At 66.9% G+C, this 25,611-nt stretch carries 17 protein-coding genes; 15 read left to right on the top strand and 2 right to left on the bottom strand.

From position 1 onward, the window contains the following. The first annotated feature begins 45 nt into the window (after positions 1-45). The 3 genes from zwf to JS531_RS05290 all read left to right on the top strand — a co-directional run bounded on the left by zwf (position 46) and on the right by JS531_RS05290 (position 3,516). Positions 46-1,584: a glucose-6-phosphate dehydrogenase gene (gene zwf / locus JS531_RS05300; RefSeq protein WP_214313717.1), complete on the top strand. Its 1,539-nt coding sequence runs from the start codon at positions 46-48 to the stop codon at positions 1,582-1,584. After that, on the top strand, positions 1,581-2,573 hold the full coding sequence (locus JS531_RS05295; protein ID WP_214313715.1) for a glucose-6-phosphate dehydrogenase assembly protein OpcA: 993 nt from the start codon (positions 1,581-1,583) through the stop codon (positions 2,571-2,573). Before zwf ends, JS531_RS05295 begins: the two co-directional genes overlap by 4 nt. Before the next feature lie 82 nt (positions 2,574-2,655). Beyond that, a complete protein-coding gene (locus JS531_RS05290; protein ID WP_214313713.1) occupies positions 2,656-3,516 on the top strand; it encodes a 6-phosphogluconolactonase in 861 nt (286 codons plus the stop codon). Between the two features lie 487 nt (positions 3,517-4,003). On the opposite strand, the gene gndA is transcribed toward JS531_RS05290, so the two are convergent. After that, positions 4,004-5,461: an NADP-dependent phosphogluconate dehydrogenase gene (gndA, locus tag JS531_RS05285; protein WP_214313711.1), complete on the bottom strand. Its 1,458-nt coding sequence runs from the start codon at positions 5,459-5,461 to the stop codon at positions 4,004-4,006. A 391-nt stretch (positions 5,462-5,852) separates the two neighbouring features. On the opposite strand from gndA, the gene JS531_RS05280 reads away from it, so the two are divergent. The 5 genes from JS531_RS05280 (at position 5,853) to JS531_RS05260 (ending at position 11,566) form a co-directional block, all read left to right on the top strand. Further along, complete coding sequence (locus JS531_RS05280; protein ID WP_214313709.1) at positions 5,853-6,110, top strand: glutaredoxin family protein; 258 nt, start codon at positions 5,853-5,855, stop codon at positions 6,108-6,110. 260 nt (positions 6,111-6,370) lie between these two features. Continuing rightward, entirely contained in the window at positions 6,371-6,856 is a 486-nt protein-coding gene (nrdI, locus tag JS531_RS05275) for a class Ib ribonucleoside-diphosphate reductase assembly flavoprotein NrdI (protein WP_214313934.1), read from the top strand. Positions 6,857-6,888: 32 nt separating this feature from the next. Further along, a complete protein-coding gene (gene nrdE, locus JS531_RS05270) occupies positions 6,889-9,033 on the top strand; it encodes a class 1b ribonucleoside-diphosphate reductase subunit alpha (RefSeq protein WP_240542048.1) in 2,145 nt (714 codons plus the stop codon). A 220-nt stretch (positions 9,034-9,253) separates the two neighbouring features. Further along, positions 9,254-10,246: a class 1b ribonucleoside-diphosphate reductase subunit beta gene (nrdF, locus tag JS531_RS05265; protein ID WP_214313705.1), complete on the top strand. Its 993-nt coding sequence runs from the start codon at positions 9,254-9,256 to the stop codon at positions 10,244-10,246. A 129-nt stretch (positions 10,247-10,375) separates the two neighbouring features. Further along, a complete protein-coding gene (locus JS531_RS05260; protein ID WP_214313703.1) occupies positions 10,376-11,566 on the top strand; it encodes a pyridoxal phosphate-dependent aminotransferase in 1,191 nt (396 codons plus the stop codon). A gap of 90 nt (positions 11,567-11,656) precedes the next feature. Here JS531_RS05260 and JS531_RS05255 read toward each other — a convergent pair whose 3' ends face one another. Next, entirely contained in the window at positions 11,657-12,955 is a 1,299-nt protein-coding gene (locus JS531_RS05255; RefSeq protein WP_214313701.1) for a putative ABC transporter permease, read from the bottom strand. A 268-nt stretch (positions 12,956-13,223) separates the two neighbouring features. Between JS531_RS05255 and JS531_RS05250 the strand changes: the two genes are divergently transcribed. The 7 genes from JS531_RS05250 to JS531_RS05220 all read left to right on the top strand — a co-directional run bounded on the left by JS531_RS05250 (position 13,224) and on the right by JS531_RS05220 (position 25,611). Next, positions 13,224-14,615, top strand: a complete 1,392-nt coding sequence (locus tag JS531_RS05250; RefSeq protein ID WP_214313700.1) for an APC family permease — start codon at positions 13,224-13,226, stop codon at positions 14,613-14,615. Between the two features lie 107 nt (positions 14,616-14,722). Continuing rightward, on the top strand, positions 14,723-16,126 hold the full coding sequence (locus JS531_RS05245; RefSeq protein WP_214313698.1) for a glutamine synthetase family protein: 1,404 nt from the start codon (positions 14,723-14,725) through the stop codon (positions 16,124-16,126). A gap of 32 nt (positions 16,127-16,158) precedes the next feature. Beyond that, complete coding sequence (locus JS531_RS05240; RefSeq protein WP_214313696.1) at positions 16,159-17,391, top strand: amidohydrolase family protein; 1,233 nt, start codon at positions 16,159-16,161, stop codon at positions 17,389-17,391. A 359-nt stretch (positions 17,392-17,750) separates the two neighbouring features. Further along, entirely contained in the window at positions 17,751-19,406 is a 1,656-nt protein-coding gene (locus tag JS531_RS05235; RefSeq protein WP_240542047.1) for an adhesin, read from the top strand. Positions 19,407-19,504: 98 nt separating this feature from the next. Further along, positions 19,505-20,359 carry a hypothetical protein gene (locus tag JS531_RS05230; protein WP_214313694.1) on the top strand — a complete coding sequence of 285 codons (855 nt, stop codon included), beginning with the start codon at positions 19,505-19,507 and terminating at the stop codon, positions 20,357-20,359. 300 nt (positions 20,360-20,659) lie between these two features. Continuing rightward, positions 20,660-23,428 carry a YhgE/Pip domain-containing protein gene (locus JS531_RS05225; RefSeq protein WP_214313692.1) on the top strand — a complete coding sequence of 923 codons (2,769 nt, stop codon included), beginning with the start codon at positions 20,660-20,662 and terminating at the stop codon, positions 23,426-23,428. Beyond that, a complete protein-coding gene (locus JS531_RS05220; protein WP_214313689.1) occupies positions 23,425-25,611 on the top strand; it encodes a YhgE/Pip domain-containing protein in 2,187 nt (728 codons plus the stop codon). Before JS531_RS05225 ends, JS531_RS05220 begins: the two co-directional genes overlap by 4 nt.

Here is a 25,611-nt window from a genome sequence, read left to right as displayed (position 1 = left end):
ACCGGGGTGGCGCGCCATGGGCACTCACTACTACGCTGTACGGGTATGAGTGGGAATACCAATTGGACCAATCCGTTGCGCGATCCGCGCGACCTGCGCCTGCCGCGCATCGCCGGACCGTGCAGTCTGGTCATCTTCGGCGTCACCGGCGATCTGGCGCAGAAGAAGCTGCTGCCGGCCGTCTACGACCTTGCCAACCGCGGCCTGCTGCCGCCGAGCTTCGGTCTGACCGGCTTCGCGCGCCGCGACTGGACGCAGGAGCATTTCATCGAATTCGTGAAGACCGCCGTCAAGGCGCGCTGCCGCACCCCGTTCAAGGAGTCGACGTGGAAGAACCTCGCGGCCGGCATCCGGTTCGTGCAGGGCACGTTCGACGACCCGGAGGCGTTCGAGCGCCTGAGCGCCACCGTGCAGGAGCTCGACCGCGACCGCGGCACGCGCGGCAACCACGCGTTCTACATGTCGGTGCCGCCGCGCGCGTTCCCGATCGTCGCCAAGCAGCTGGCCGCGTCCGGACTCTCCCGTTCCAGCGAAGGCGCGTGGCGCCGCGTCATCATCGAGAAGCCGTTCGGCCATGACCTCGCCAGCGCGAAGGATCTCGACCGCGTCGTCTCCGAGGTGTTCGATCCGAGCTCAGTGTTCCGCATCGACCATTACCTCGGCAAGGAGACCGTGCAGAACCTGCTCGCGCTGCGCTTCGCCAACGCGATGTACGAGCCGATCTGGAACGCGAACTACGTGGACCACGTGCAGATCACGATGGCCGAGGACATCGGCATCGGCGGCCGCGCCGGCTACTACGACGGCATCGGCGCCGCACGCGACGTCATCCAGAACCACCTGCTGCAGCTCATGGCCCTGACCGCCATGGAGGAGCCGGTGAGCTTCACCGCCAAGGACCTCACGGCCGAAAAGACCAAGGTGCTGTCCGCCGTGCGCCTGCCGAAGGACCTGGCCGCCAACACGGCGCGAGGCCAGTACGCGAAGGGCTGGCAGGGCTCGCACGAGGTCGTCGGCTATCTGGAGGAGAAGGGCATCGACCCGAAGTCCACCACCGAGACGTACGCGGCGATCAAGCTCGACATCGACACCCGCCGTTGGGCCGGCGTGCCGTTCTACCTGCGCTGCGGCAAGCGCCTCGGCAAGCGCGTGACGGAGATCGCCGTCGTGTTCAAGCGCGCGCCGCACCTGCCGTTCGAGCAGACGGCCGTACGCGAGCTCGGCAAGAACGCGATCGTCATCCGCGTGCAGCCCGACGAGGGCGTCACCATGCGCTTCGGCGCGAAGGTGCCCGGCGGCACCACGATGGAGGTCCGCGACGTCAACATGGACTTCAGCTACGGCCGTTCCTTCACCGAGAACTCGCCGGAAGCGTACGAGAAGCTCATCCTCGACGTGCTGCTCGGCGACCCGCCGCTGTTCCCGACCACCGAAGAGGTGAACCTCAGCTGGGAGATCCTCGATCCGATTGAAGACTTCTGGTCCACGCTCGGCCAGCCGCAGCCCTACCGTGCGGGCACGTGGGGTCCGGCCGAGGCCGACGAGATGCTGGCGCGCGAAGGCCGCCACTGGAGGATGCCATGATCATCGATATGCCGGATACGCGCACGCGCGAAATCGCGCACAAAATCGACGAGCTCCACGAGGAGCGCGGCGAATCGGCCACCGGCCGCGTGCTCACGCTGCTCATCGCCACCCAGGACGACGACCTCGAACACGCGCTGGAAGTCGCCAACGCGGCGAGCCGCGAACACCCGTGCCGCGTCATCGCCATCGTGCCGGACACGTCGCGACGCGACGGGGACGCCGACGACGTGAAGGCTATGGAGAAGACCGACAATCCCGCCATCGACCTGACCGACGGCCCCGCGGAATCGAACCTCGACGCGCAGGTGCGCTTCGGTGCGGACGCCGGCGCAGGCGAGATCATCATCCTGCGCCCGCGCAACGGGCTCATCGACCATCCGGACACGCTCGTCATCCCACTGCTCGTGCCGGACGTGCCGGTCGTGGCATGGTGGCCCACCACCCCGCCGTCGAACCCGGCGAAGGACCTCATGGGCGCGATGGCCCGCAGCCGCATCACCGACGCGCTGCGTTCCAACAACCCGGAGGCGACCATCGAACGCCTGCGCCGCAGCTGGACGCCGGAGGACATCGACCTGTCGTGGACGCGCCTGACCGTGTGGCGCGCCATGCTCGCCTCGATGCTCGACCAGCCGCCGCACCTGCCGATCACGGCCGCGAAGGTCACCGGCCCGCGCGACTTCCTGCCGATGGACATGCTGTGCGCGTGGCTGCGGCTCAAGCTCGGCGTGACCGTCGACGTGGAGTACGTGGACGACGCGGAGGCCGTGACCGGCGTGTACCTCACGCGCGAGGACGGCGTCGTGTCGCTGGAACGCCCGCACGAGGACCAGGCGCTGATCTCCATGCCGGGGCAGACCCCGCAGGCGATCTCCGTGCCCGTGCGCACCATCGAGGACTGCCTCACCGAGGAGCTGCGCCGCATCGACCCGGACGAGGTGTACGGCGAAGTCATCAACGAAGGCTGGGACCTCATCCGTCACTGACCAGACATCGGCTGACCAGACATCGGCTGACCAGACATCGACCGACCAGACATCGACCGACCAGACATCGAAGGAGCGCCTCATGGCAAACCGTAGGCTCATCGTCTACCCGGACAAGGATCTGATGATCCAGGCCGGCGCACGCCGCCTCACACTGACACTGCTGGACCTGCTGTCCGAACGCGTGCCCGGCGGCGGCCGTCGTGCACGCGTCGACGTGGCGCTTTCCGGCGGTTCCGCCGCCCAGCCGCTGGGATTGGTGGCCGACGACCCGCTCGCCGCCGACATCGACTGGTCGCGCGTCCACTTCTGGTGGAGCGACGAGCGGTTCGTCCCCGCCGATTCCGCCGACCGCAACGCGCTCGAGGCGCGTCGCCTGCTGCTCGACCGTCTGGTCGCGGACGGCAGGCTGCCGGAGTCGAACATCCACGAAATCGCACCCGACGTGCGCCCGGCCGCGGAGATCGCGAAGGTTACGGCCGACGCGGACAGCGCCGACGAGTTCGTACGTTCGGCCGCCGACGCGGAGAACGGAGATTTGCTCGACAAGGCCGCCCGCGCGTACGAATCCGAGCTGGTTCGGGAGCTCGGACCGGAGCCGGTCATCGACCTGATGATCCTCGGTATGGGACCGGACGGGCACTACGCCTCGCTGTTCCCCGCCAGCTCCGGGCACCACGAGGTGCTGGTCAGCGACCGCTTGGCCGTGGGCGTGGCACACTCCCCCAAGATGCCGCCGCTGCGCGTCTCCCTGACCGCACCGCTCATCGCCCGTTCCCGTCATACATGGTTCTTCGCGGCTGGCGCAGGCAAGGCCGATTCGCTCGCCCACGTGTTCGCGGCGGGCGACAAGGGCGGCGACCCGGAGTACCCGTCGTCGTTCGCCGGCGGTGTGGACGAGTTCGTCTGGTTCTCCACCGACGAGACGGTGACGAAGCTGTAGTCTCGGAGCTTCAAGGCTTCTCTTCGAGCCTCCCCGTCTTTCCAAGCACAATGAATCCCGGAAATAGGCGGCTTCGTCCGGGAATCGTTGTGCTGACCCGAGGTCAGTGCAATGATTCCCGGAAACCACCGCTACACACCGGGAATCATTGCACTACGACGATGGCAGTACAACAAATCCCGGAGAACGACCAATCCCCCGGGAATCATTGCACTGAGACAGTGCCAATACAAGAAATCCCGGAGAACACCGCTGCTCTCCGGGATTTCTTGTGCTGAGATAAGGCCTCAGGCCTCGATTTCCGGCTTCGTTCTATCTTGGCCGGCTATCGCCGGCCCCGAAGAAGGCCGGGAAGCCCACAGGGCTTCCCTCTTCGATCAGCAATTATGGACTCGCCTGACGGCGAGACTCAATACTGGTGCGGCGGCACAGCCGCCGCACACCGAGCCGGTCGGAGAGCCCACAGGGCTCTCCTCAAGCCGGAAGATCAGCTTTGCTGCTCTTCCGGCTTGCCCGGCTCGGCCCACAACGTGTGGAACACACCCGGCTTGTCGACGCGGCCGTACGTGTGTGCGCCGAACAGGTCGCGCTGGCTCTGGGTCAGGGCGGTGGGCAGGCGCTTGGAGCGCAGGCCGTCGTAGTAGGCGAGAGAGCTGGAGAACACCGGGGTGGGGATGCCCGCCTCGATGGCCTTGACGATCACGCGGCGCCACGCGTCCTGCGATTCGCCGATGATCTTCTCGAAGTACGGGTCGAACAGCAGCGAGGCCGGCGGGTTGTCGCCCTTGAACGCCTCGGTGATGCGGTCGAGCAGGAACTGGGCGCGGATGATGCAGCCGCCGCGCCAGATGCGGGCAACCTCGGACAGGTTGATGTCCCAGCCGTACTCCTTCGCGCCGTCCTGGATCTCGTTGAGGCCCTGGGCGTAGGCGACGACCTTGGAGGCGAACAGCGCGCGACGCACGTCCTCGATGAACGCGGCCTTCTCCTCGCCGTCCAGATCGATGGTCTTGTTCGGGCCGGCGAGCTGCTCCTTCTGGGCGGCCTCGCGCAGTTCGCCGTGGCTGGAGAGCGCACGCGCGAACACGGCCTCGCCAATGGCCGGCACGGCCGAACCGAACTCGAGGCCGGTCTGCACGGTCCACGTGCCGGTGCCCTTCATGCCGGCGTGGTCGACGACCACGTCCACGAACGGCTTTCCGGTGGCGGCGTCCTTGTGGTGCAGCACTTCGGCGGTGATTTCGATGAGGTAGGAGTCGAGGTCGCCCTTGTTCCACTCGTCGAACACGTTCGCGATCTCCTCGGCGTCCATGCCCAGGCCACGGCGCAGGATGTCGTACGCCTCGCCGATGACCTGCATGTCCGCGTATTCGATGCCGTTGTGAACCATCTTGACGAAGTGGCCGGCGCCGTCGGTGCCGATGTGGGTCACGCACGGCTCGCCGTTGACCTTCGCAGCGATCGATTCGAGGATCGGGCCGAGGGTCTTCCAGGATTCCGCGGTGCCGCCGGGCATGAGGGACGGGCCGTTGAGCGCGCCCTCCTCGCCGCCGGACACGCCGCAGCCCACGAAGTGGAAGCCCTTCGCGCGCACGGCCTTCTCACGCTTGATGGTGTCCTTGAAGAACGAGTTGCCGCCGTCGACGATGATGTCGCCCGGCTCGAAGACCTCCTCGAGCTGTTCGATGACGGCGTCGGTCGGGGCGCCGGCCTTGACCATGATGATGGCGGTGCGCGGGCGCTTCAGGGACGCGGCGAACTCCTCGAGCGTCTTGGTGGGCACGAACGCGCCTTCGGAGCCGTGCTCCTCCATGAGCTTCTCGGTACGGGAGTAGTGGCGGTTGAACAGGGCCACCGTGTTGCCGTGGTGCGCGAGGTTGCGCGCCAGGTTGGAGCCCATGGCGGCCAGTCCGATGACACCGATGTTTGCCGTAGCTTCGGCCATTTGCTTGCCTTTCAGTCGACGTCGCCCACGTTGCGGCGCGGCCGCCGGTCCCGGCGTCCCGCGTCGCGCCGTGGGCATGTTTTCCCGAGCAGAAGTCTATCCCGGCATGCGCCGGCACGCGAGCATCGGCTCACGATTTCGGCGATGGGGGAATCGCCGTCGGCGGACGGTCCCGCGATGTGACGAAGACGACATTTTCGTGTTGCGACGGTTCCGGCCACGGCCGGACCGTCCGTGCGACCGGCGTGTCCGTTGCGATTGCAACGATTTGCCCGGCACTACATCTAGCGAAAATGCTGACGACACGCCACTACAGATAGCGTTTACTTCGGAACCACCGCCCGGTAATCTGGCGTCCGCACACATCCCCGGACCTCGATCGGAGACCACTATGACCGTCACCGTGTTCACCAAACCACGCTGCCCGCAGTGCGACGCCACCAAGCGTCAGCTCACCAAGCTGGGCGTCCCGTTCGAGACGGTCGATCTGACGGAGAACCCGTCCACGTTGGAACAGCTGCAGCAGGCCGGCTTCCGTCAGGCGCCGGTCGTCATCACACCGGACAACTCCTGGACCGGCTACCGCCCGGACCTGATCCGCGAGCTCGCGAAGAGCACACAGACCGCCGGGCAGACGGTCGCCGCATGAGCGTCACCCCCAAGGTCAGCACCGCCCCGGGAGGCACCGGCCTCGAGCATCTGACCGGCCACGCGCAGTCTGGAACCCGGGCCGGCCGGCACGCACGCACCGTCTCCGGAGCGGCCGACATCGGCGCGCTGACCGGCGCCGCACCCGTCTCACGCAAGCCGAAGGCCGAAACCGAATCCCCCGCCATCGCGGCCCGGCCGGCCTCGGCGTCCCGCACGACGGCCCCGGCCCATCGCAGCGCGCCCATCGCCCTCACCGGCATGGGCGAGGCGCCCGCGCAGGACGCCACGACGCCGAGCGCACCGGAAGCGGCCGCCGGACAAGGCAAGGCGATCGGCGCACTCGTGTACTTCTCGTCAGCCTCGGAGAACACGGCGCGCTTCGTCGCCGGACTGAAACTCGGCGAAGCGGGCATCAACGTGTACCGCATCCCGCTGAAACCGAACGGCCCCACGCTCAACGTGCGCGAACCCTACGTCCTCATGGTGCCCACCTACGGCGGCGGCGACGCACGCAAAGCCGTGCCGCCGCAGGTGAAACGCTTCCTCAACGACGCCGGCAACCGCGCATGGATCCGCGGCGTCATCGCCTCCGGCAACACGAACTTCGGCACCGCCTACGGCGCCGCCGGCGACATCATCGCCGCGAAATGCCGCGTCCCCTACCTGTACCGCTTCGAACTCATGGGCACGCGGGAGGACGCGCGCAAGGTGCGCGAGGGCCTCGTCAAGTTCTTCACGAAATAGCCGACACGGCAACCGATCGAAAGATGCATTCCATGACCACCACCTACGATCCCTCCACCGACTATCACGCGCTCAACGCGATGCTCAACCTGTACGACGAGCACGGCCTCATCCAATTCGACAAGGACAAGGAGGCCGAACGCGCCTACGTCGCGAACGAGATCGAGCCGAACACGAAGCGTTTCGCCACGGCCGGCGAGCGCCTGCGCTGGCTCATCGGCCACGACTACTACGACGGCGACGTGTTCGCCCGATACGACGACGATTTTCTCGAGCGCTTCTACGCGAAGGCCGCCGCGGCCGGCTTCGAGTTCGAGACGTTCCTCGGCGCGTTCAAGTTCTTCCGCTCCTACGCGCTGAAGTCGTTCGACGGCAAGACCTATCTCGAGGACTTCCCGCAGCGTTGCGCCGCGGTGGCGCTCGACCTGGCCGCCGGCGACGAACACGCCGCCACCGCGTACCTCGAGGAGATGCTCTCCGGCCGCTTCCAGCCGGCCACCCCGACGTTCCTCAACCTCGGCAAGGCGCAGCGCGGCGAGCCGGTGAGCTGCTTCCTCGTGCGCATCGAGGACAACATGGAATCGATCTCCCGCGGCATCAACGCGGCCCTGCAGCTCTCCAAGCGCGGCGGCGGCGTGGCGCTGCTGCTCTCGAACCTCAGGGAACTCGGCGCGCCGATCAAGCACATCGAGAACCAGTCGAGCGGCGTCGTGCCGGTCATGAAGCTGCTCGAGGACTCCTTCTCGTACGCGAACCAGCTGGGCGCGCGCCAAGGCGCCGGCGCCGTGTACCTCAACGCGCACCACCCGGACATCATGCGCTTCCTCGACACGAAACGCGAGAACGCGGACGAGAAGATCCGCATCAAATCGCTCGCCCTGGGCGTCGTCGTGCCGGACATCACGTTCGAACTCGCCAAGCGCAAGGAGCGGATGGCCCTCTTCAGCCCGTACGACGTGGAACGCGTGTACGGCAAGCCGTTCGCCGACATCTCCGTCACCAAGAAGTACGACGAGATGCTGGCCGACGACCGCATCAGGAAGACGTACATCGACGCGCGCAAGTTCTTCACCACGCTCGCCGAACTCCAGTTCGAATCCGGCTACCCGTACCTCGTGTTCGAAGACACCGTCAACCGCGCAAACCCGATCGACGGCCGCGTGACCATGTCGAACCTGTGCTCCGAAATCCTGCAGGTGCAGGAAGCGAGCGCATACAACGAAGACCTCACCTACGCGCACGTGGGCCGCGACGTCTCCTGCAACCTCGGCTCGCTCAACATCGCCAAGGCGATGGACGGCGGCCTCGCCGACACCATCGAAACCGCGATCCGCGCGCTGACGGCCGTCGCCGAGCACACGTCCATCGACGCGGTGCCGTCGATCCGCCGCGCCAACGAGGAAGGCCACGCCATCGGCCTCGGCCAGATGAACCTGCACGGCTTCCTCGCGCGCGAAGGCCTCACGTACGGCTCCGACGAAGCGCTCGACTTCACCGACATGTACTTCATGACCGTCGCCTACCACGCCTACCGCGCGTCGCACGACCTCGCGGTCGAGCGCGGGCGCGCGTTCGTCGGGTTCGAACGTTCCGACTACGCCAAGCCGGCCGGCCAGGGCAACTACTTCGACAAGTACACCGACGGCCGCCGCTCCATCGAACCACGCACGGAGCGCGTGCGCGAGCTGTTCGCACGCTACGGCGTCGCGGTGCCGAGCGTCGCCGATTGGGAGACGCTACGCGACGCGATCCTGCGCGACGGACTGTACAACCAGAACCTGCAGGCCGTGCCACCCACCGGATCGATCTCGTACATCAACCACTCCACGTCGTCGATCCACCCGATCGCCTCCAAAATCGAAATCCGCAAGGAAGGCAAGATCGGGCGCATGTACTACCCCGCGCCGTACATGACCAACGACAACCTCGAATACTTCAAGGACGCCTACGAAATCGGATGGCAGGCCATCGTCGACACGTACGCGGCCGCCACCCAGCACGTCGACCAAGGCCTCTCGCTCACGCTGTTCTTCCCGGACACCGCCACCACGCGCGACGTGAACAAAGCCCAGATCTACGCCTGGCGCAAAGGCATCAAGACGCTCTACTACATCCGCATCCGGCAGCAGGCGCTTGAAGGCACCGAAGTGCAGGGCTGCGTCTCCTGCATGCTGTGATGGAGCGTCGTCTGCGTTGCCCCTCGGTCGACGTACCTCCGTACGCCTTCGGTCTCGGACGGCGGTATCCGCACGCATCACACACAACCGACGATCATGAATGGAAGGGGAACATCATGTCGAAGACCGTATACCGGATGATCCTGCGCCTTACGGCACCGGAGGAATTCACCGAACAACGCAACGACAACGACGAAGACAACTGACAAGGAGAGACACCATGGCGCCGATTTCCGTGCCGCGCAAACCGCTGAAGCTCATCGACCGCGTCTCCGCGATCAACTGGAACCGTCTCGAGGACGAGAAGGACCTCGAGGTATGGGACCGTCTGACCGGCAACTTCTGGCTGCCGGAGAAGGTGCCGGTCTCGAACGACATCCCCTCCTGGCAGGCGATGAGCGAGGAGGAGCACACGCTCACGATGCGCGTGTTCACCGGCCTCACCCTGCTCGACACGATCCAGGGCACCGTCGGCGCGGTGTCGCTCATCCCGGACGCGCTCACCCCGCATGAGGAGGCCGTGTACACGAACATCGCGTTCATGGAGTCCGTGCACGCGAAGTCGTATTCGTCGATCTTCTCCACGCTGTGCTCGACCGAGCAGATCGACGCCGCGTTCGCGTGGAGCGAGGAGAACGAGTACCTGCAGAAGAAGGCGCAGATCGTGCTCGACTACTACGAGGGCGACAGCCCGTTGAAGCGCAAGGTCGCCTCGACGCTGCTCGAATCGTTCCTCTTCTACTCGGGCTTCTACCTGCCGATGTACTTCTCCAGCCATGCGAAGCTCACGAACACGGCCGACGTGATCCGCCTCATCATCCGCGACGAGGCCGTGCACGGCTACTACATCGGCTACAAGTACCAGCGCGGGTTGGAGCTGGTGGGCGAAGCGAAGCGCGAGGAGCTGCGCGAATACACGTACGACCTCCTGAACGAGTTGTACGACAACGAGGTGGAGTACACCGAGTCGTTGTACGGCGGCGTGGGGCTGACCGAGGACGTGGAGAAGTTCCTGCGCTACAACGGCAACAAGGCGCTGATGAACCTCGGCTACCCGGCCCTGTTCCCGGCGGAGATCTGCGACGTGAACCCGGCGATCATCGCGTCCCTCTCCCCCAACGCGGACGAGAACCACGACTTCTTCTCCGGTTCCGGCTCCTCCTACGTGATGGGCAAGGCCGAGGAGACCGACGACGACGATTGGGACTTCTGACGAAGTTGACCGATAGACCTCCGGTCCGCGATTCCCGCCCGGCGGAACCGTGGGCCGGCCCGACCCGCAAACGGTGGTTGAATAGGGGTATCTGACTTCCGGTCCGGACCAAGAACAAGGAGTGGTTCCATGATCAACGAGGAATACAAGGCGATGCTGGGCGGCAAGTCCGTCATCCGCGGGCTGAGCGAGTACGCCACCGCCCGCGGCAAGGAAATCGGCTACGAGAACGTGTTCGACTACTCGCTGGGCAATCCGAGCGTGCCCGCCCCGCCGGACTTCGCGAAGACGATGGTCGACCTGTACGAGCACGGCGATCCGGTCGCAATCCACGGCTACTCCCCGTCACTCGGCATCCCGTCCGTCAAGGAGGCGATCGCCGACTCGTTGAACCGTCGCTTCGGCACCAGCTACACCGGCAACCACATCTTTCCGACGACCGGCGCGGCCGGCGCACTCGCGCATGCGATGCGCGCCGTCACCAAGCCGGGCGACGAAATCATCACGTTCGCGCCGTACTTCCCCGAATACCAGCCGTACGTGAACGGCACGGGCGCGCACCTGACCGTCATCCCGGCGGACACCGCGAACTTCCAGATCAATTTCGACGCGTTCGAGGCGGCACTCAACCCGAACGTGCAAGCCGTGCTCATCAACACGCCGAACAACCCGTCCGGCGCCGTCTACTCGGCCGAGACGCTCAAGCGTCTCGCCGCAATCCTCACCGCCAAGCAGACCGAATACGGCCACGACATCTTCCTCATCAGCGACGAACCGTACCGCGAGATCGTGTTCGACGGCGGCACGCAGCCGTACCCGGCGAACTTCTACGCGAACACGCTCACCTGCTACTCGTGGTCGAAGTCGCTGTCCCTGCCGGGCGAGCGCATCGGCTACGTGGCGGTGAACCCGACCGCCACGGACGCCGACCTGCTCGTGCCGATGATGGGCCAGATCTCGCGCGGCACCGGCCACAACTGCCCACCGAGCTCGATCCAGCTGGGCGTCGCGAAGGTGCTCGACGAGACCTCCGACCTGAGCGTGTACGAGACGAACATGAACCTGCTGTACGACGCGCTCACCTCGATCGGCTTCGACGTGGTGCGTCCCGGCGGCACGTTCTACATCTTCCCGAAGGCGCTCGAGGAGGACGCGACCGCATTCTGCATGAAGGCCAAGGAGTACGACCTGATCCTCGTGCCCTCGGACAGCTTCGGCGTGCCCGGCCACTTCCGCATGGCCTACTGCATCGACACCGAGAAGGTCAAGCGCTCGATCCCCGCGCTCGAGAAGTTCGCCCACGAACAGTACGGTCTGTGATCGCCCCGATCGACCCAATCGACCCAATCGACCCAATCGACCCAATCGACCCAATCGACCCAATCACGCCGATTACACCAACCACGCCGATCACGCACGCCCGGCCTTGCTCGGGTCGATGGTCATCGTCTGGAACCGGTTCGCCATGTACTCGTCGCCGTAGTGCGTGGCGAACCATCGGGTGACGGGCGAATCCTGCGGCAGCCCGGCCATGCGCCCGTACCAGCAGTCGAGCGCCATCAATGTGAACACGATGTCGACGAGCATGAGCACCGCGCACACGGCCGTGAGCGAGTAGCGCACCTTCCACGGGATGCGGTTGATGAACCGCAGCAGCCACGGCAGGATCCACCGCACCCAGAACACGCCGATCAGACCCCAGAACACCATGTATTTGCCGGAGGTACGTCCGTCGATGGACAGCCACTGGCCGGTGTAGTCCCATGCGGTGATGCCGAACGCCACCTCCATGAACCAGCTGGTGGCGTATTCGAACGCGCCGCCGATCACCGCACTCGCGCAGAAGATGAGGAACGGGTTCGACTTCCACAAACGGTTCAACGCCACGGTGACGAGCACGGCGCCGCAGCCGTAGATCGGCGAGAACGGTCCCCACAGGAGCCCCGCGCGGTCCTGCCATTCGCCGTGGTACATGGCGAGGTGGTACACGGTCTCGATGGCGAGGCCGAACACGCAGGCCACGGTGAACAGCCAGAAGATGTTGAAGAAGTCGAGCGCGATGTAGCCTTTGCCGGAGGGGTCGCGTCCGAGCATGCCGGCACGTACCGCCGCATCGTAGGCGTCGCGGTCGTCCATGCGTTTGAGCGCGCGCTGCAGGCGTCGTTCCTCCGCAAGCCCCGGATCGCAGGCGATGGAGACGGCCACAAGCAGGACCATCTGGATGGCGGGCGCGATGAGGTTGGGACCGAGCCCTTCCAGCGCGAGCGAGAGCATGCCGTCGGCGAGGGTGACGGGCATGAGCACGTACGCCCAGCGTGCCGCGTATCGCCGCCGGTTGCGCAGCAGCAGGACGCCGAACACGATGAGCGCGGCCGCGGCGACGATGAGCACGACGGCGTACGCGGCGGTGAGCAGCGCGGTGAGGCTCATCGCGTCGAAGGCGAGTTCGCCGCGCATGACGGCGCGTACGGCGGCGATGGACGACAGCACGACGATGGGCAGGGTGGCAAGTCCGTCGAGCAGGACCAGTACGCCGTACACGCGGATGACGAGCGGGAGACGCCGCGCGTCGAGCGCGGTCTCCCCGTCGTCAAGTCGCGCCGCAACGAGTTGCGCCGCGACCGCCGATTCCTCGCCTTCGACGTCCGACCGTCCGACGTCCGATGCCGTGTCCGGCCGCGTCGCGTCCGGTTTCGCCGTCCGTCGCATATGCCACTCCCCTTCCTCGTCCGGAGCCGTTTGACGACAAGGCTACCAACGACGCCGCCCGGCTCCCGTTCTCAGCGGAACCTCACGCCCGCATGCGGTTTTTCCTATCATCGGGGTTTCTTATGACGTCGTCCAACCAAGCCCGATACTCCACGGCGCGTGTCGGGGGCACGGCGCTGGTTGGATATGGATGCACCGCCGGTCGGGGGACCGGCAACCATCCGTCGTATACCGCCAAGGCATGCGCCTGTCCAAGAGAGGGAATCCCATGTCATCGTCAACCAGCGCCACCACGGCCCAGGCCACGCAAGCCACGCAGGCCGCGCAGCCCACGCTGCATCGTTCGCTGAAACTGTCCGATCTGACCGTCTACGGTCTGATCTTCATGATTCCGGTCGCGCCCATCGCGTTCTACGGCTCGCAGGTCGGCGGCGCGCATGGCCTGGTCGCCACCGCGTACGTGATCGGTCTGGTGGCGATGCTGTTCACCGCGTTCAGCTACATCTCCCTGTCGAAGCTCTACCCGTATGCGGGCTCCGTCTACAACTTCGTGCGTCAGGGGACCGGCAACGGCGGTCTCGGCTTCATCGCCGGCTGGGGCATCATTCTCGACTATCTGCTGCTGCCCGCGGTGACCACGCTCGTGGGCGCCGGCTTCCTCGGCCAGCTGCTGCCCGCGGTGCCGGGATGGGTGTGGCCTGTGCTCATCGTCGCCATCATCGGCACGATCTCCAGCCTGGGCGTCAACATCCTGTCGAAGTTCTCGAAGGTGTTCCTCGCGCTGCAGCTGGTGCTCATCGTCTGGTTCGTGGCGGCCACGCTCGTCGCCGTCGGCAACGGCACGGTCCATTTCTCCGCGGCCGCCTTCTACAATCCGTCCGATTTCAGCTTCGCGAACGTGCTGAGCGCCACCGGTCTGGTCATCGTCTCGTTCCTCGGCTACGACGCGATCAGCACGCTGAGCGAGGAGGCGGAGCAGCCGCGCCGCAACGTGCCCCGCGCCATCATCACCTCGCTGCTCGTCATCGGCACGATCTTCGTGGTGCTCACGTTCCTCGCCGGCTCCATCCAGCCCGACTACACGAAGGTCGACCCGGATTCCGGGTTCCTCGACATCCTCGGCATCGTCGGCGGCCAGCCGCTGCAGGTGTTCGCCAGCATCGTGATCGTCCTGTCGTTCTCGCTCGCCTCCGGCGAGGAGTGCGTCACGTCCGTATCCCGCGTCCTGTACGCGGTGGGCCGCGACGGCCTGCTGCCGGGCGCGTTCGGCAAGCTGAACGAACGGTTCCGCACGCCGCTGTTCGCCACCGTCGTGGTCTCCGTGGTCACCTTGGTGCTGTCGCTCGCCACCACGACCGATGTGATCGGCAACGTCGTGAGCTTCGGCGCGCTGTTCAGCTTCATCCTGCTGAACCTCACCGTCGTATGGCACCTGTTCGTGAAGAGCGACGACAGGAGCCTGAAGTCGGCGCTCGCGCACGTCGTGTCCCCGCTGATCGGCGCCGCCGTAAGCCTGTGGATCTTCACCGGTCTGGGCGTCCTCTCGTGGAGCATCGGCGTGGTCTGGCTCGTGTTCGGCCTGCTGATCCTCGCCGTGCGCACCCACGGGTTCCGCGTGAACCTCGGCAAGGAGGGGAACCTCGCCGCCTACTTCGCCTGACGCGACCGACGCGTCCACGCGACCGGCACGACCATCCAACACAACACAACCGATTCATCCAACGAAACCCAACCAACACCCCGACATCATCCGAAAGGGCATCGCACATGACCATCCAGCAGCACACGGCCTCGGCCGTCTCCTCCATCACCACCGACATCGCCGGCGGCTCGTCGGCGGCCGCCCCCGCGCCGCACGCGCCGGAGCTCGTGCAGGGCACGTTCGTCGACCTGGCGGGCGTGACCCGCGCGAAGAACGTGCCCGCCCGCCGCCGCGAGGTGTTCGCGAAGAACGGCCTGGGCGCGCCGAAGGTGTGGGTCGTGTTCAACGCGGACAACAACTTCGCGGAGAACGACACGTTCAACGTGACCGGCGACCTTCGCCTGCGCCTCGACACCGCGGCCCTGCGCCACTTGGACGAGCACATCGTGTGGGGTCCGACGAACCTCGCGAACCAGGACGGCACGCCCAGCGAGTACGATCCGCGCACCACGCTCGCCAAGGTGGAGGAGCGCGCCGAACAGGCCGGCTATTCCGCGCAGTTCGGCTTCGAATTCGAGTTCCTGCTGCTGCCGGACGAGATCGCGGACGAGAAGCGCCCGGACATCTTCTCCCGCCCGTGGCTCGGATACGGCGCGCAGCCGTTCATCGAGCAGGACGCGTTCTTCGCGGACCTGACCGTCGCCGCGGATGCGGCCGGCATCGAGCTCGAGCAGCTGCACACGGAGTGGGGCACCCGCCAGTACGAGGTGTCCGTCGCCCCGGACACGCCGGTCGCGGCCGCGGACAAGGCCGTCCTGTTCAAGCTGCTCGTCAAGCGTACGGCGGCCCGTCACGGGCTCAAGGCCGTGTTCTCCCCGAAGCCGTTCCCGGATCAGGCCGGCAGCGGCGGCCACATCCACTTCTCCCTGACCCGTCTGGAGAACGGCGAGCACCTGTTCTCCGGCGGCCAGGGCGTGTACGGGCTGACCGCCGAGGGCGGGCATGCGATCGCCGGCGTGCAGGCGCATCTGGCCGAGCTCACCGCGATCCTGTCCGGCTCGCCGGTCTCCCTGCTGCGTCTGCAGCCGGACACCTGGTCTGGCGCAGCCATCGGCTGGGGTCTGGAGAACCGCGAGGTCGCGATCCGCTATGCGGCGGCCACGCTCGGCAACCCGCGCGGCGCGAACATCGAGATCAAGACCGGCGACGCTGCCGCCAACCCGTATCTGGCGTTGACCGGTCTGCTGTCCGCCGCGCTCGACGGCATCGAGCAGTCCCAGCCGCTGTTCAAGCCCACCGAAGGCATTCCCGCCTCGTTCTCCGACGAGGAGAAGCGGGAGCGCGGCCTCGTCCCGTTCCCGAACGACTTCGACGAGATCACCCGCCTGTTCGGCGAGTCGAAGGCCACGCGCCGTTGGTACGGCGACGGCATCGTCGATGCGGTCGTCGCGATCCGCGGCCTCGTCAAGGCCACGTACGGCGACACCCCCGACGACGAGCTCACCTACCTGTTCCGTCACGTGTGGTGACGTCCGTCGTGAATCACGTAGTGGATCCCCTCGTGGGTGACGGCATGTCCGGGCCCGCGGCCCGCCGTGATGGCGGCGCCGCGGGCCCGGCGCCGTCCGCCCATGCGATGCGCGTGCCGTTGGTGGACGCGCATGCGCACACCCTGTACCGCGGTCCCGTCGACGCCCGTCTGTTCACACAGGCGATGTTCCTCGCCGACCTGCCGGGTTCGGGCGGCGACGCCGCTCGGGACGAGCGTCGTCTCGAGCGATTGCTCGACGGCTGGCTCGGGTGCGCGCTCGTGCGTCTCGCCCGAGCGTACGGCGACGACGCCGATTCCGGCACCTCCTCTCCTGCCGACGCGCGCGCCTACTGGCGCACGCGCGGCGGACGCGGGTACGAGGACCGTCTGTTGCGCGCCTGCGGCGTGCGCACGTGGGTGCTCGATACCGGCGCCGCGGCCGATGTCATGGAGACGCCGCGCGGGTTCCTCGCGCGTGCGGCGGGTTCGCGCGCCGCACGCGTCGTGCGGTTGGAAACCGTCGCGGAACGCGTGCTGCAGGCCGGCGACGACGCGACGTTCCCCGGCCGGTTCCGCGACGCGCTCCGTACGGAGTCGGCGGCGGGCGACGACGGCGTGCCCGTCGTCGGGTTCAAAAGCGTCGCCGCCTACCGCACCGGATTCGCCATCGACTGGAGCCGTCCGGACGATGCGCACGTGGCCGAAGCCGTCGCACGTCTCGACGCGTCCGGACGCGCGCGGCTGGCGGACCCGACCGTCGAAGCGTTCACCGTGCATGAGGCGCTGCGGTACGGCCTGCCCGTCCAGTTCCATGTGGGGTTCGGCGACGCCGAGGCCCGCGTGCACGACGTCGATCCGACGCTGCTCGAACCGCTCGTGCGCACGGGCACGCCGATCCATCTCCTGCACTGCGCGCCCTACGAACGTCAGGCCGCGTGGATGTGCGCCACGCATCCGAACGTGGTTATGGATCTGAGTCTCGCCGTCATGCATGCTGGTGTACAGGGCGCCCGGGCGCTGCTGGAACGCGCGCTGCAATGGTGTCCGTTCGGCCAATTGCTGTACGCCTCCGATGGGTTCGGTGTGGCCGAGACGCATGCGCTCGGCGCGCTCATCTGGCGTCGCGCCGTCGGCGCGCTGGCCGACGACTGGACGGCGCAGGGCGTCTGGGACGCGGCGCAGGCCAGCAGGGTCATCGACGCCCTCGCCCACGGCAACGCCGAGCGGCTGTACCGGCTGGCATGTCCCCAGCCCCGCGGGTAAACCGCGCTCCCAAGAGACCTCCACACCCTGCCCAAACCCCCGTTCTCCGGGATTTGCAGCGTCAAACACCCGATTCGATGGTGCCCAAACGGGTATTCGGCTCTGCAAACCGCAGATAACGGGTATTCCAGCCCATATTCTTCGATCGGCCACGCCAGACGGAACCGCTTTCAGGAAACGTCCAAGAATCATGCAGGGCATGCTTCGCAAGGTCAAAGACGACCTGCACGTCCACGCAAGGGCGCTCCCCGGAACGGGCGGTGTACTGGGTATCAACAACGAAGACGCCCACCGCCGCAGGCGAGGGGGGCGAGGCCCGTCACCGCAAGCACGAGACGGGCGCGAGGAAAGGCACCATCATGAAGCATCTGCATCAGGCATCCGGCAAGCGGCGGATCCCGGCCCTCAAGGCCGCGGACGGCACCCACAACGCGAGGCGCGACGCGCGCGGCCGCGCCGTCGCCTCCTCCACCGGCGCGGTCGTCGGCTTCGCCGCGGCGGCCGCCCTGGTCGTCGGCTTCGGCGGCGGCGCAGCCGGCATGGCCGTCCTGCGCGCCACGAGCACGGGATCCGGCGCCAACGGCACCATCACCAACCAGATGGGCGGCATGGGCGGCGCGGACACCATGAGCTACGACTACACCGGCACGTACACGGCGGCGCTCACCGCCGACGGCAAGGAGGTCACGTCGGACGGCGAGACCACGTCCGCCACCTCATCGGACCAGAACGCGGCCCTCGCGCAGAACGGCGGCACGCTCGCCATCACGGACGGCACGCTCACCAAATCGGGCGATTCGGACAATGCGGACAACAACAACTTCTACGGCACGAACTCCATCTCGCTGACCGTGGGAGAAGGCTCGACCACCGCGATCTCCGGTTCGAAGCTCACCGCCGACTCATCCGGCTCGAACGCCGTGTTCGCCACGGACTCCGGCACCGCGCTCGTCAACGACACGACGATCGCCACGACCGGCGACAACTCGCGAGCGCTGGACGCCACCTACGGCGGCACGATCCTCGCCGGCGAGGTCACGGCGGACACGCAGGGCGACCATTCCGCCACCGTGGCCACGGACCGCGGCGGCGGCTCGATCTCCCTCAACGACGCCGACCTCACGACGGCCGGCTCCGGCTCCCCGCTGCTGTACTCCACCGGCGACATCCAGGTGACGAACGTGACCGGCACCTCCTCCGGCTCGCAGATCGCGGGCATGGAGGGCCGCAACACGATCCTCATCAAGGATTCGACGCTCACCAGCACAATCACCGGCAAGACGGCGAGCGACCCGGTGGCCAACGGCGTCATCATCTACCAGTCGACCTCCGGCGACGCGGAGTCCACGACCGGCGAGCACGCCACGTTCCAGACGGCCGATTCCACGCTGAAGTCGTCCATCCAGTCCGGCTCGATGTTCTACTTCACGAACACCACGGCCGACGTGGTCCTCTCGAACACGACGCTCGACTTCGACTCCTCGAAGGCGGCGCTCATCACGGCGGCCGGCAACGACGCCAACAACTGGGGTTCGGCCGGGTCGAACGGCGCGACGGTGACGTTCACCGGTCGCAACCAGACGCTTGAGGGCACGGTTTCGGCGGACACGATCTCGTCGGTCACGCTGAACCTGCTGGACGGCTCGACGTGGACCGGTTCCGCCTCGATCGCAGAGAACGCGAGCGCGACGGACGACGCGAAGACCGACGCCCCGATCACGGTGAACGTCGACGGCTCCTCCACGTGGGTGGTGACCGACGACACCACCGTCTCCGCGCTCAACGTGGCGTCCGGCGGCAAGGTCGTCGACACGTCCGGCAGGACGGTCACCATCACGGCCGGCGGCAAGACCGTCGTGCAGGGCGATTCCGACGTGACGGTCACGGTGAGCGGCGACTACTCGACGTCGCTGCCCGACGCGGCCACGTCCGACGACACCGAGCTCAGCAGCGACCTCATCGACCGTTCCGCGTACGACAACCGGTTCGGCACGTCGACCTCCTGGTCGATGTGAGATCGTCCCGCCGCGGCCGGTGACGGCCGCGGCTCCACCCCATCCGATTCCGACGATTCCCGTTTCATCACACTGCATCACCCACGAAAGGCATCATCATGAGCACCACCAACGATTCCGCCAACAACCCCGTCAACGAGACGACCGTCACCCTTCCGCCCGCGGAAGCGCCGGCGGACGGCCGGAGCGCGGCCGAGACCACGGTCATCGAACAGCGCCCCGCAGCGGACGCCGCGGCCACGACAGTCCAGGAGCCGGCCGCTCCTGCAACGGAAGCCACGGCCAACACCGAGCCGCGCACCGAACAGTACGGCGCGCAGAACGCGTTCGGCACCGCGTACGGCTCCGATCCGCGCGCCGGACAGGCCGCCCGCCCGGTCGCCGCCGGCTACGCCACGGCCGAGGCCGGGCAGGCCTACCGTCCGACGTACCAGTCCCCGGCCGAAGGCGGCTATGCCGGAGCCGGCTACGGCTCCGGAACGCCCACCGGCAACGGCGGCTACGGATACGCGCCGGCGGCACCGGGCGCTCCCGCGAACGGTTCCGGCGCGGCGACGGCCGTCAAGGACGGCAAGGACGGCGGGCGCAAGCTGGGCGGCAAGACCATCGCCATCATCGCCGGCGTGACGCTGGTGTGCGGCCTGCTGGGCGGCGTGGCCGGCGGCTACACGGTGAGCGCGCTGACCAAGTCCAGCTCCCCGGAGACCAGCCAGATGGGCCAGATGTCCGGCGGTTCGTCCGAGGGCTTCGCGCCCGGCGGCCAGAGCGGCCAAGGCGGCGGCATGGGCATGCCCGGCGGCGGCCCCGGCGGCCAGAGCTCCGGCTCCGACGGCTCCTCGGATTCCAACGGCTCCGGTTCCGGCAGCGGCTCGTCCAACGGCTCCGGTTCCTCCAGCGGCTCCAGCTCGTCGTATGACGGCTCGTCCTCCTCCGGCGACTCCATCGCCTCCTGAGGTTTCCCGCCGGCTCCCATCCGCCCCCACATCGCGCACCGCGATGCGGGGGCTTCGTCATGCGGATTACCGAATCCATTAATTAGACAGATTGACCACCAACACGGCAATCCCCACCATTCCTCCATTCCCCTCGGCTACAGTGGCGGATGGCGGCCTTCCGTCGGCCCAAAATTGACGGAACGTCAAGACATGATGCCGCAACGGACCGCACACGGCGGCGCAGGCATCGGACATCACGGAGCGCACGGGCCGGCGGCCCGCGGAGAAACAACCGAAGCAAGGAATGGGAAGACAGGCATGGGCAACGTTCTCGCGATCCTCAAGCGCGACCTCATCCGCATGCTCAGAGTGCCGGCCGCGTGGGTGATCGCCTTCGGCCTGGTATTCATACCACCGCTGTACGCGTGGTTCAACATCGTGGGATTCTGGAACCCGTACGGCAACACGCAGGGCATTCAGGTCGTCATCGCCAACAACGACAAGGGCACCACCAACGCGCTCATCGGCAAGGCCAACCTCGGCGACCAGATCGTCGCGCAGCTCAAGGCCAACCACCAGCTCGGCTGGACGTTCGCGGACGAGACCGAAGCCATGAACCGCGTGGAATCCGGACAGGCGTACGCGGCCATCGTCATCCCCAAGGACTTCAGCGACCGCCTGGCCGGCGTCGTCACCGGCGGCGACCGGCCCGAACTCAGGTACTACGTCAACGAGAAGGCCAGCGCCATCGCGCCGAAGATCACCGACGTGGGCGCGAGCACCGTGGACAACCAGGTCAACGGCACCTTCGTCTCCACCGTGAGCAAGACGCTCTCCGACGCGGTGAACAAGGCCACCGACCAGGCCGGCCTCACCGCGGGCTCCATCCAGACGAAAACCCTGAAATCGCTGGAGAACGCCGAACGCGACATCACCAAGACCCGCGCATCCATCGCCAAACTCAGCGCCAAGCTCGACGAGACCCCGGACAAGACGAAACAGGCGCGGACCGCACTCGACGACGTCAAACGCCTCGGCACAGACGCCAGCGACGGACTCACCAGCGTCTCCGACATCATCGGCGGCACGCAGACCACGCTCAACGGCTTCGTCACCAACACGTCCGGCGCGCTCGACACCGGCTCGACGCTCCTTTCACAGACCTCGCAGCAGACCACCGACAGCATCGGCAAGGTGACCGGCGGACTCGCCGCCGCCAACGGCGCGGCGGACGACGCGGTCACCACGCTCACCGCCGTGAACACGGCCAACAAGAAGGTCATCGACCAGCTCAACGGCATCATCGGACAGCTGCCCAGCACCAACGGCGTCGAAGCGCTCCAGAAGATCGTCGACCGGCTCGACAAACAGAACGCGAACACCGCGCAGACCCTCGCCGACGCGAAGACCCTCACCAAGGACACCGCGAACACCATCACCTCCGTGAACGGGCTCGCCACGAACTTCAACAACGCCACACAGACCACGCTCGGCGCCACCGGCGACGCGCGCACCGCCCTCACCACCGGCGCGCTGCCCAAACTCAACGCATCGCTGGGATCGCTCGCCGGCACCGCCGGCACGCTCGGCGGCGGACTCACCGCGCAATCCACGCTCATCGACCAGACCGGCACCGTGCTCGACCAGCTCGACAAGGCCGCCGCCGACACGAGGAAGGCCCTGGCCGACACCGACAAGGCGCTCGAACGCACCGCCGACAAGATCGCCACCGTCCGCACCGACATCGAGGCGCTCGACACCTCCAGCATGCTCTCCGGCCTGTTCGGCGAGGACGGCAAGCTCGACACCGAACGCATCGCCAAGTTCATGCTCTCCCCCACCGTGCTCGACACGCAGATCCTCTACCCGGTGAACTCGTACGGCTCCGGCATGGCGCCGCTGTTCACCAACATGGCGCTGTGGGTGGGCGCGTTCGCGCTGGCCGTGATCCTCAAGCTCGAGACCGACGATGAGGGCATCGAGAACATGACCATCACGCAGGGCTACATGGGACGCTTCCTCCTGTACGCCATCCTCGCGCTCGCGCAGGGATTCGTCACCACGGTGGGCAACCTCGTCATCGGCGTGCAGACCGTGAACGCGTTCATGTACATCCTCACCGGCATGATCACCTCGTTCGTGTACGCCTCGCTCGTCTACGCGCTCTCCACCACGTTCCTGCACGTGGGCAAGGGCATCTGCGTGGCGCTCATCATCCTGCAGATCCCGGGCGCGTCCGGCCTGTACCCCATCGAGATGATGCCGAACTTCTTCCGCAACCTGTACCCGTTCTTCCCGTTCACCTACTCCATCGACGCGTTCCGCGAGGCCATCGGCGGCTTCTACGACGGCCACTGGCTCAACAAGATCGGCCACCTGCTGCTGTTCGTCATCGCCTCGTTCGCGCTCGGTCTGCTCATCCGGCCGCTCATGGCGAACGTGAACCGGCTGTTCGCGCGCGAGATCGAGGAGAGCGACATCATCATCGGCGAACAGGTGCACATGCCCGGCACCGAATACCGCGTCTCCGCGGCGCTGCGCGTCCTGAGCGACCACGAGGACTACCGCGAGGGCCTCGAACGCCGCGCCGCCCAGTTCGCCGTGCACTACCCGCGCCTCAAGCGCGGCGCACTCGTGGCCGGACTCGTCGTGCCCGTCATCCTGGCGGTCACGTTCTCGCTCACGCCGAACACGAAGCTCGAGGCGATGCTCGCCTGGCTGATCTGGATCCTCATCATCATCGCGTTCCTCATCACCATCGAATACATGCACGACAGCCTGCGCCGCCAGCGCGAGCTCGGCAACCTGGACGACGACGCCATCCGCGCCTACATCCAGCGGCGCGAACGCGCCAAGGCGCGGGCCCGGGCACGCAAACGCGAGCGGGTGCGCGAGAAGCTCGCCAATCCGCTGGCCCCGGCGGCCGCGCCGTCGCACGCGGCGCACACGAAGGCCGGCACGACCGGCACGGACCAGGCCGTCACGCAGCGAATGGCCCCCATCACCCCCGGCGACATCGACTTCACCGACATCATCGACCCCACACACGACGCACACGACGCACACGAAGGAAGGCGCGCGCAATGAGGACCATCTGGCACCTGTTCACCGGCGACGTGCGCCGGCTGTTCAGCAACATCGTCTCCGTCATCATCGTCATCGGACTGACCGTCATCCCCGGCCTGTTCTCCTGGTTCAACATCACCGCCAGCTGGGACCCGTTCGCCAACCTCAAGAACCTCAAGTTCGCCGTGGCCAGCGTGGACAAGGGCTACCAGTCCGACCTCATCCCGGTGAAGATCACCATCGGCGACACCGTCGTCAACACGCTGCGCGCCAACTCGCAGCTCGACTGGACCATCACCACCAAGACCGACGCGATCGACGGCACCAAATCCGGCAAATACTACGCGGCCATCGTCATCCCCAAGGACTTCAGCCAAAAGATGATGACGTTCTTCTCCGCCGACGCCTCCAACGTGGACATCGCCTACTACGAGAACGAGAAGAAGAACGCGCTCGCCCCGAACCTCACCACCGAGGGCGCCAGCGAGGTCAGCACGCAGATCAACGAGATGTTCGCCGAGACGCTCACCGGCACGGCGCTGTCCATCGCCTCCCAGCTGGCCGACGACCTGTCCGACCCGAAGGCGTCCGCCGCGCTCGGCCGGTTCAGCGCCAACATCGGCGACTTCGCCACCAGCCTCACCGACGGCGCCTCCACCCTCAACGACTACGCCTCGCTCACCGACGCCGCCGGCACGCTGCTCACCAACTCCACGCAGCTGCTCGGCCAGGCCTCCAGCGCCGCCACGGACGCGGGCAAGCAGCTCAAGAGCGCCAAGACCAGCGCCACCGGGCTCACCGGAGCCATGGGCGACGCGGCCGAGGCCCTCTCCCAGGCGCTGTCCACCAGCGCCGACAGCTACGGCGCCGTGGCCGACTCCATCGACGGGCTCTACTCCACGGCCGGCACGCAGGCCGAGGACACCGCCAAGGCGTTGGACACGCAGTCGTCGCACGTGCAGGCGCAGATCGACGAATACCGGAAGATCCGCGACGACATCGCCTCGCTGCAGCAGCAGCTGCCCGGCAACCTGCAATCGCTGCTCGACCCGATGCTCACCCAGCTGGACGCCGCCATCGACCTGCAGGCCAACGTGAAGTCGCGGCTCGACGACGCGGCGGCGGCCGTACGCGCCAAGAACTCGAGCGCACAGGACCAGCACACGCAGGTCAAGGAGCTCGCCAAGCAGGCCAAGGCCAGCATCGCCGGCGTGAAGGCCGATTTCGATGCGAACGTGAAACCGCAGCTCACCAAGCTCAACGCCTCCGTGAACGACGCGACGCGCGTGCTCGACTCCGGCGCCGCGAAGCTCAAGACCACGCTCAAGGACCTCGACGGCACCGCGAAGGACGCGAACGCCAGCCTCAAGGACGTGCACGACACGCTCATCGGCGTGGCCGACAAGCTCACCAAGGCCGGCACCGAACTCGGCACGTTCAACGACAAACTCGCCAAGGCGCTCGACAGCGGCGACATGAGCATGGTCAAGGAGGTGCTCGGCAACAACCCCGAGACCCTCGCCGCCACGCTCGCCGCACCCGTGGCCCTCAAGCGCAAGGCCGTGTTCCCCGTGGACAACTTCGGCTCCTCGCTGGCGCCACTCTACCTCGTCATCCCGCTGTGGGTGGGCGCGCTGCTCATGGCCGTGACGCTCAAGACCACCGTCTCGCGCCGCGTGCGCCGCGAACTCGGCGACCCGAAGCCGCATCAGATGTATCTGGGGCATTACGGGGTGTTCGGGCTCGTCGCGCTGGCGCAGAGCACGTTCTCCTTCGGCGGCGCGCTGCTGTTCATCCACGTGCAGGCCGTGCATCCGCTGCTGTTCATGCTCACCGGCTGGGCGAGCTCGCTGCTGTTCTCGTTCTTCGCGTACACGATGGTGGTGAGCTTCGGCAACGTGGGCAAGGCGATCGGCGTGCTCATGCTCATCGTGCAGATCTCCGGCTCCAACGCCGCCTATCCGCTGCAGGTGCTGCCCGGATGGATCGGGGCGATCAGCCCGTTCCTGCCGGTCACGCATTCGGTGACGATGATCCGTGCGGCCATCGCCGGCGTCTACGACATGGACTATTGGCGCGCCCTCGGGCAGCTGTTCCTGTTCGTGCCGCCGCTGCTGCTCGTCGGGCTCGTGCTCAGGAAGCCGCTGGTCAGGTTCAACCAGTGGTATGTGGCCAAGGTGGAAAGCACCAAGGTGGTGGCGTAG

The sequence above is a fragment of the Bifidobacterium sp. CP2 genome (genome assembly GCF_018555635.1).
Taxonomy (GTDB): Bacteria; Actinomycetota; Actinomycetes; order Actinomycetales; family Bifidobacteriaceae; genus Bifidobacterium; species Bifidobacterium saguinibicoloris.
This window is presented reverse-complemented; position numbering and strand designations above follow the sequence as displayed.

Excerpts from the sequence above, each read along its gene's own strand:
- JS531_RS05280 (WP_214313709.1), top strand. The coding sequence starts at position 5,853 with ATGACCGTCACCGTGTTCACCAAACCACGCTGCCCGCAGTGCGACGCC.
- JS531_RS05250 (WP_214313700.1), top strand. The coding sequence starts at position 13,224 with ATGTCATCGTCAACCAGCGCCACCACGGCCCAGGCCACGCAAGCCACG.
- JS531_RS05255 (WP_214313701.1), bottom strand. The coding sequence starts at position 12,955 with ATGCGACGGACGGCGAAACCGGACGCGACGCGGCCGGACACGGCATCG.
- JS531_RS05295 (WP_214313715.1), top strand. The coding sequence starts at position 1,581 with ATGATCATCGATATGCCGGATACGCGCACGCGCGAAATCGCGCACAAA.
- nrdE (WP_240542048.1), top strand. The coding sequence starts at position 6,889 with ATGACCACCACCTACGATCCCTCCACCGACTATCACGCGCTCAACGCG.
- JS531_RS05245 (WP_214313698.1), top strand. The coding sequence starts at position 14,723 with ATGACCATCCAGCAGCACACGGCCTCGGCCGTCTCCTCCATCACCACC.
- JS531_RS05260 (WP_214313703.1), top strand. The coding sequence starts at position 10,376 with ATGATCAACGAGGAATACAAGGCGATGCTGGGCGGCAAGTCCGTCATC.
- JS531_RS05235 (WP_240542047.1), top strand. The coding sequence starts at position 17,751 with ATGAAGCATCTGCATCAGGCATCCGGCAAGCGGCGGATCCCGGCCCTC.
- zwf (WP_214313717.1), top strand. The coding sequence starts at position 46 with ATGAGTGGGAATACCAATTGGACCAATCCGTTGCGCGATCCGCGCGAC.
- nrdF (WP_214313705.1), top strand. The coding sequence starts at position 9,254 with ATGGCGCCGATTTCCGTGCCGCGCAAACCGCTGAAGCTCATCGACCGC.
- JS531_RS05290 (WP_214313713.1), top strand. The coding sequence starts at position 2,656 with ATGGCAAACCGTAGGCTCATCGTCTACCCGGACAAGGATCTGATGATC.
- JS531_RS05220 (WP_214313689.1), top strand. The coding sequence starts at position 23,425 with ATGAGGACCATCTGGCACCTGTTCACCGGCGACGTGCGCCGGCTGTTC.
- nrdI (WP_214313934.1), top strand. The coding sequence starts at position 6,371 with ATGGGCGAGGCGCCCGCGCAGGACGCCACGACGCCGAGCGCACCGGAA.
- JS531_RS05230 (WP_214313694.1), top strand. The coding sequence starts at position 19,505 with ATGAGCACCACCAACGATTCCGCCAACAACCCCGTCAACGAGACGACC.
- JS531_RS05225 (WP_214313692.1), top strand. The coding sequence starts at position 20,660 with ATGGGCAACGTTCTCGCGATCCTCAAGCGCGACCTCATCCGCATGCTC.
- gndA (WP_214313711.1), bottom strand. The coding sequence starts at position 5,461 with ATGGCCGAAGCTACGGCAAACATCGGTGTCATCGGACTGGCCGCCATG.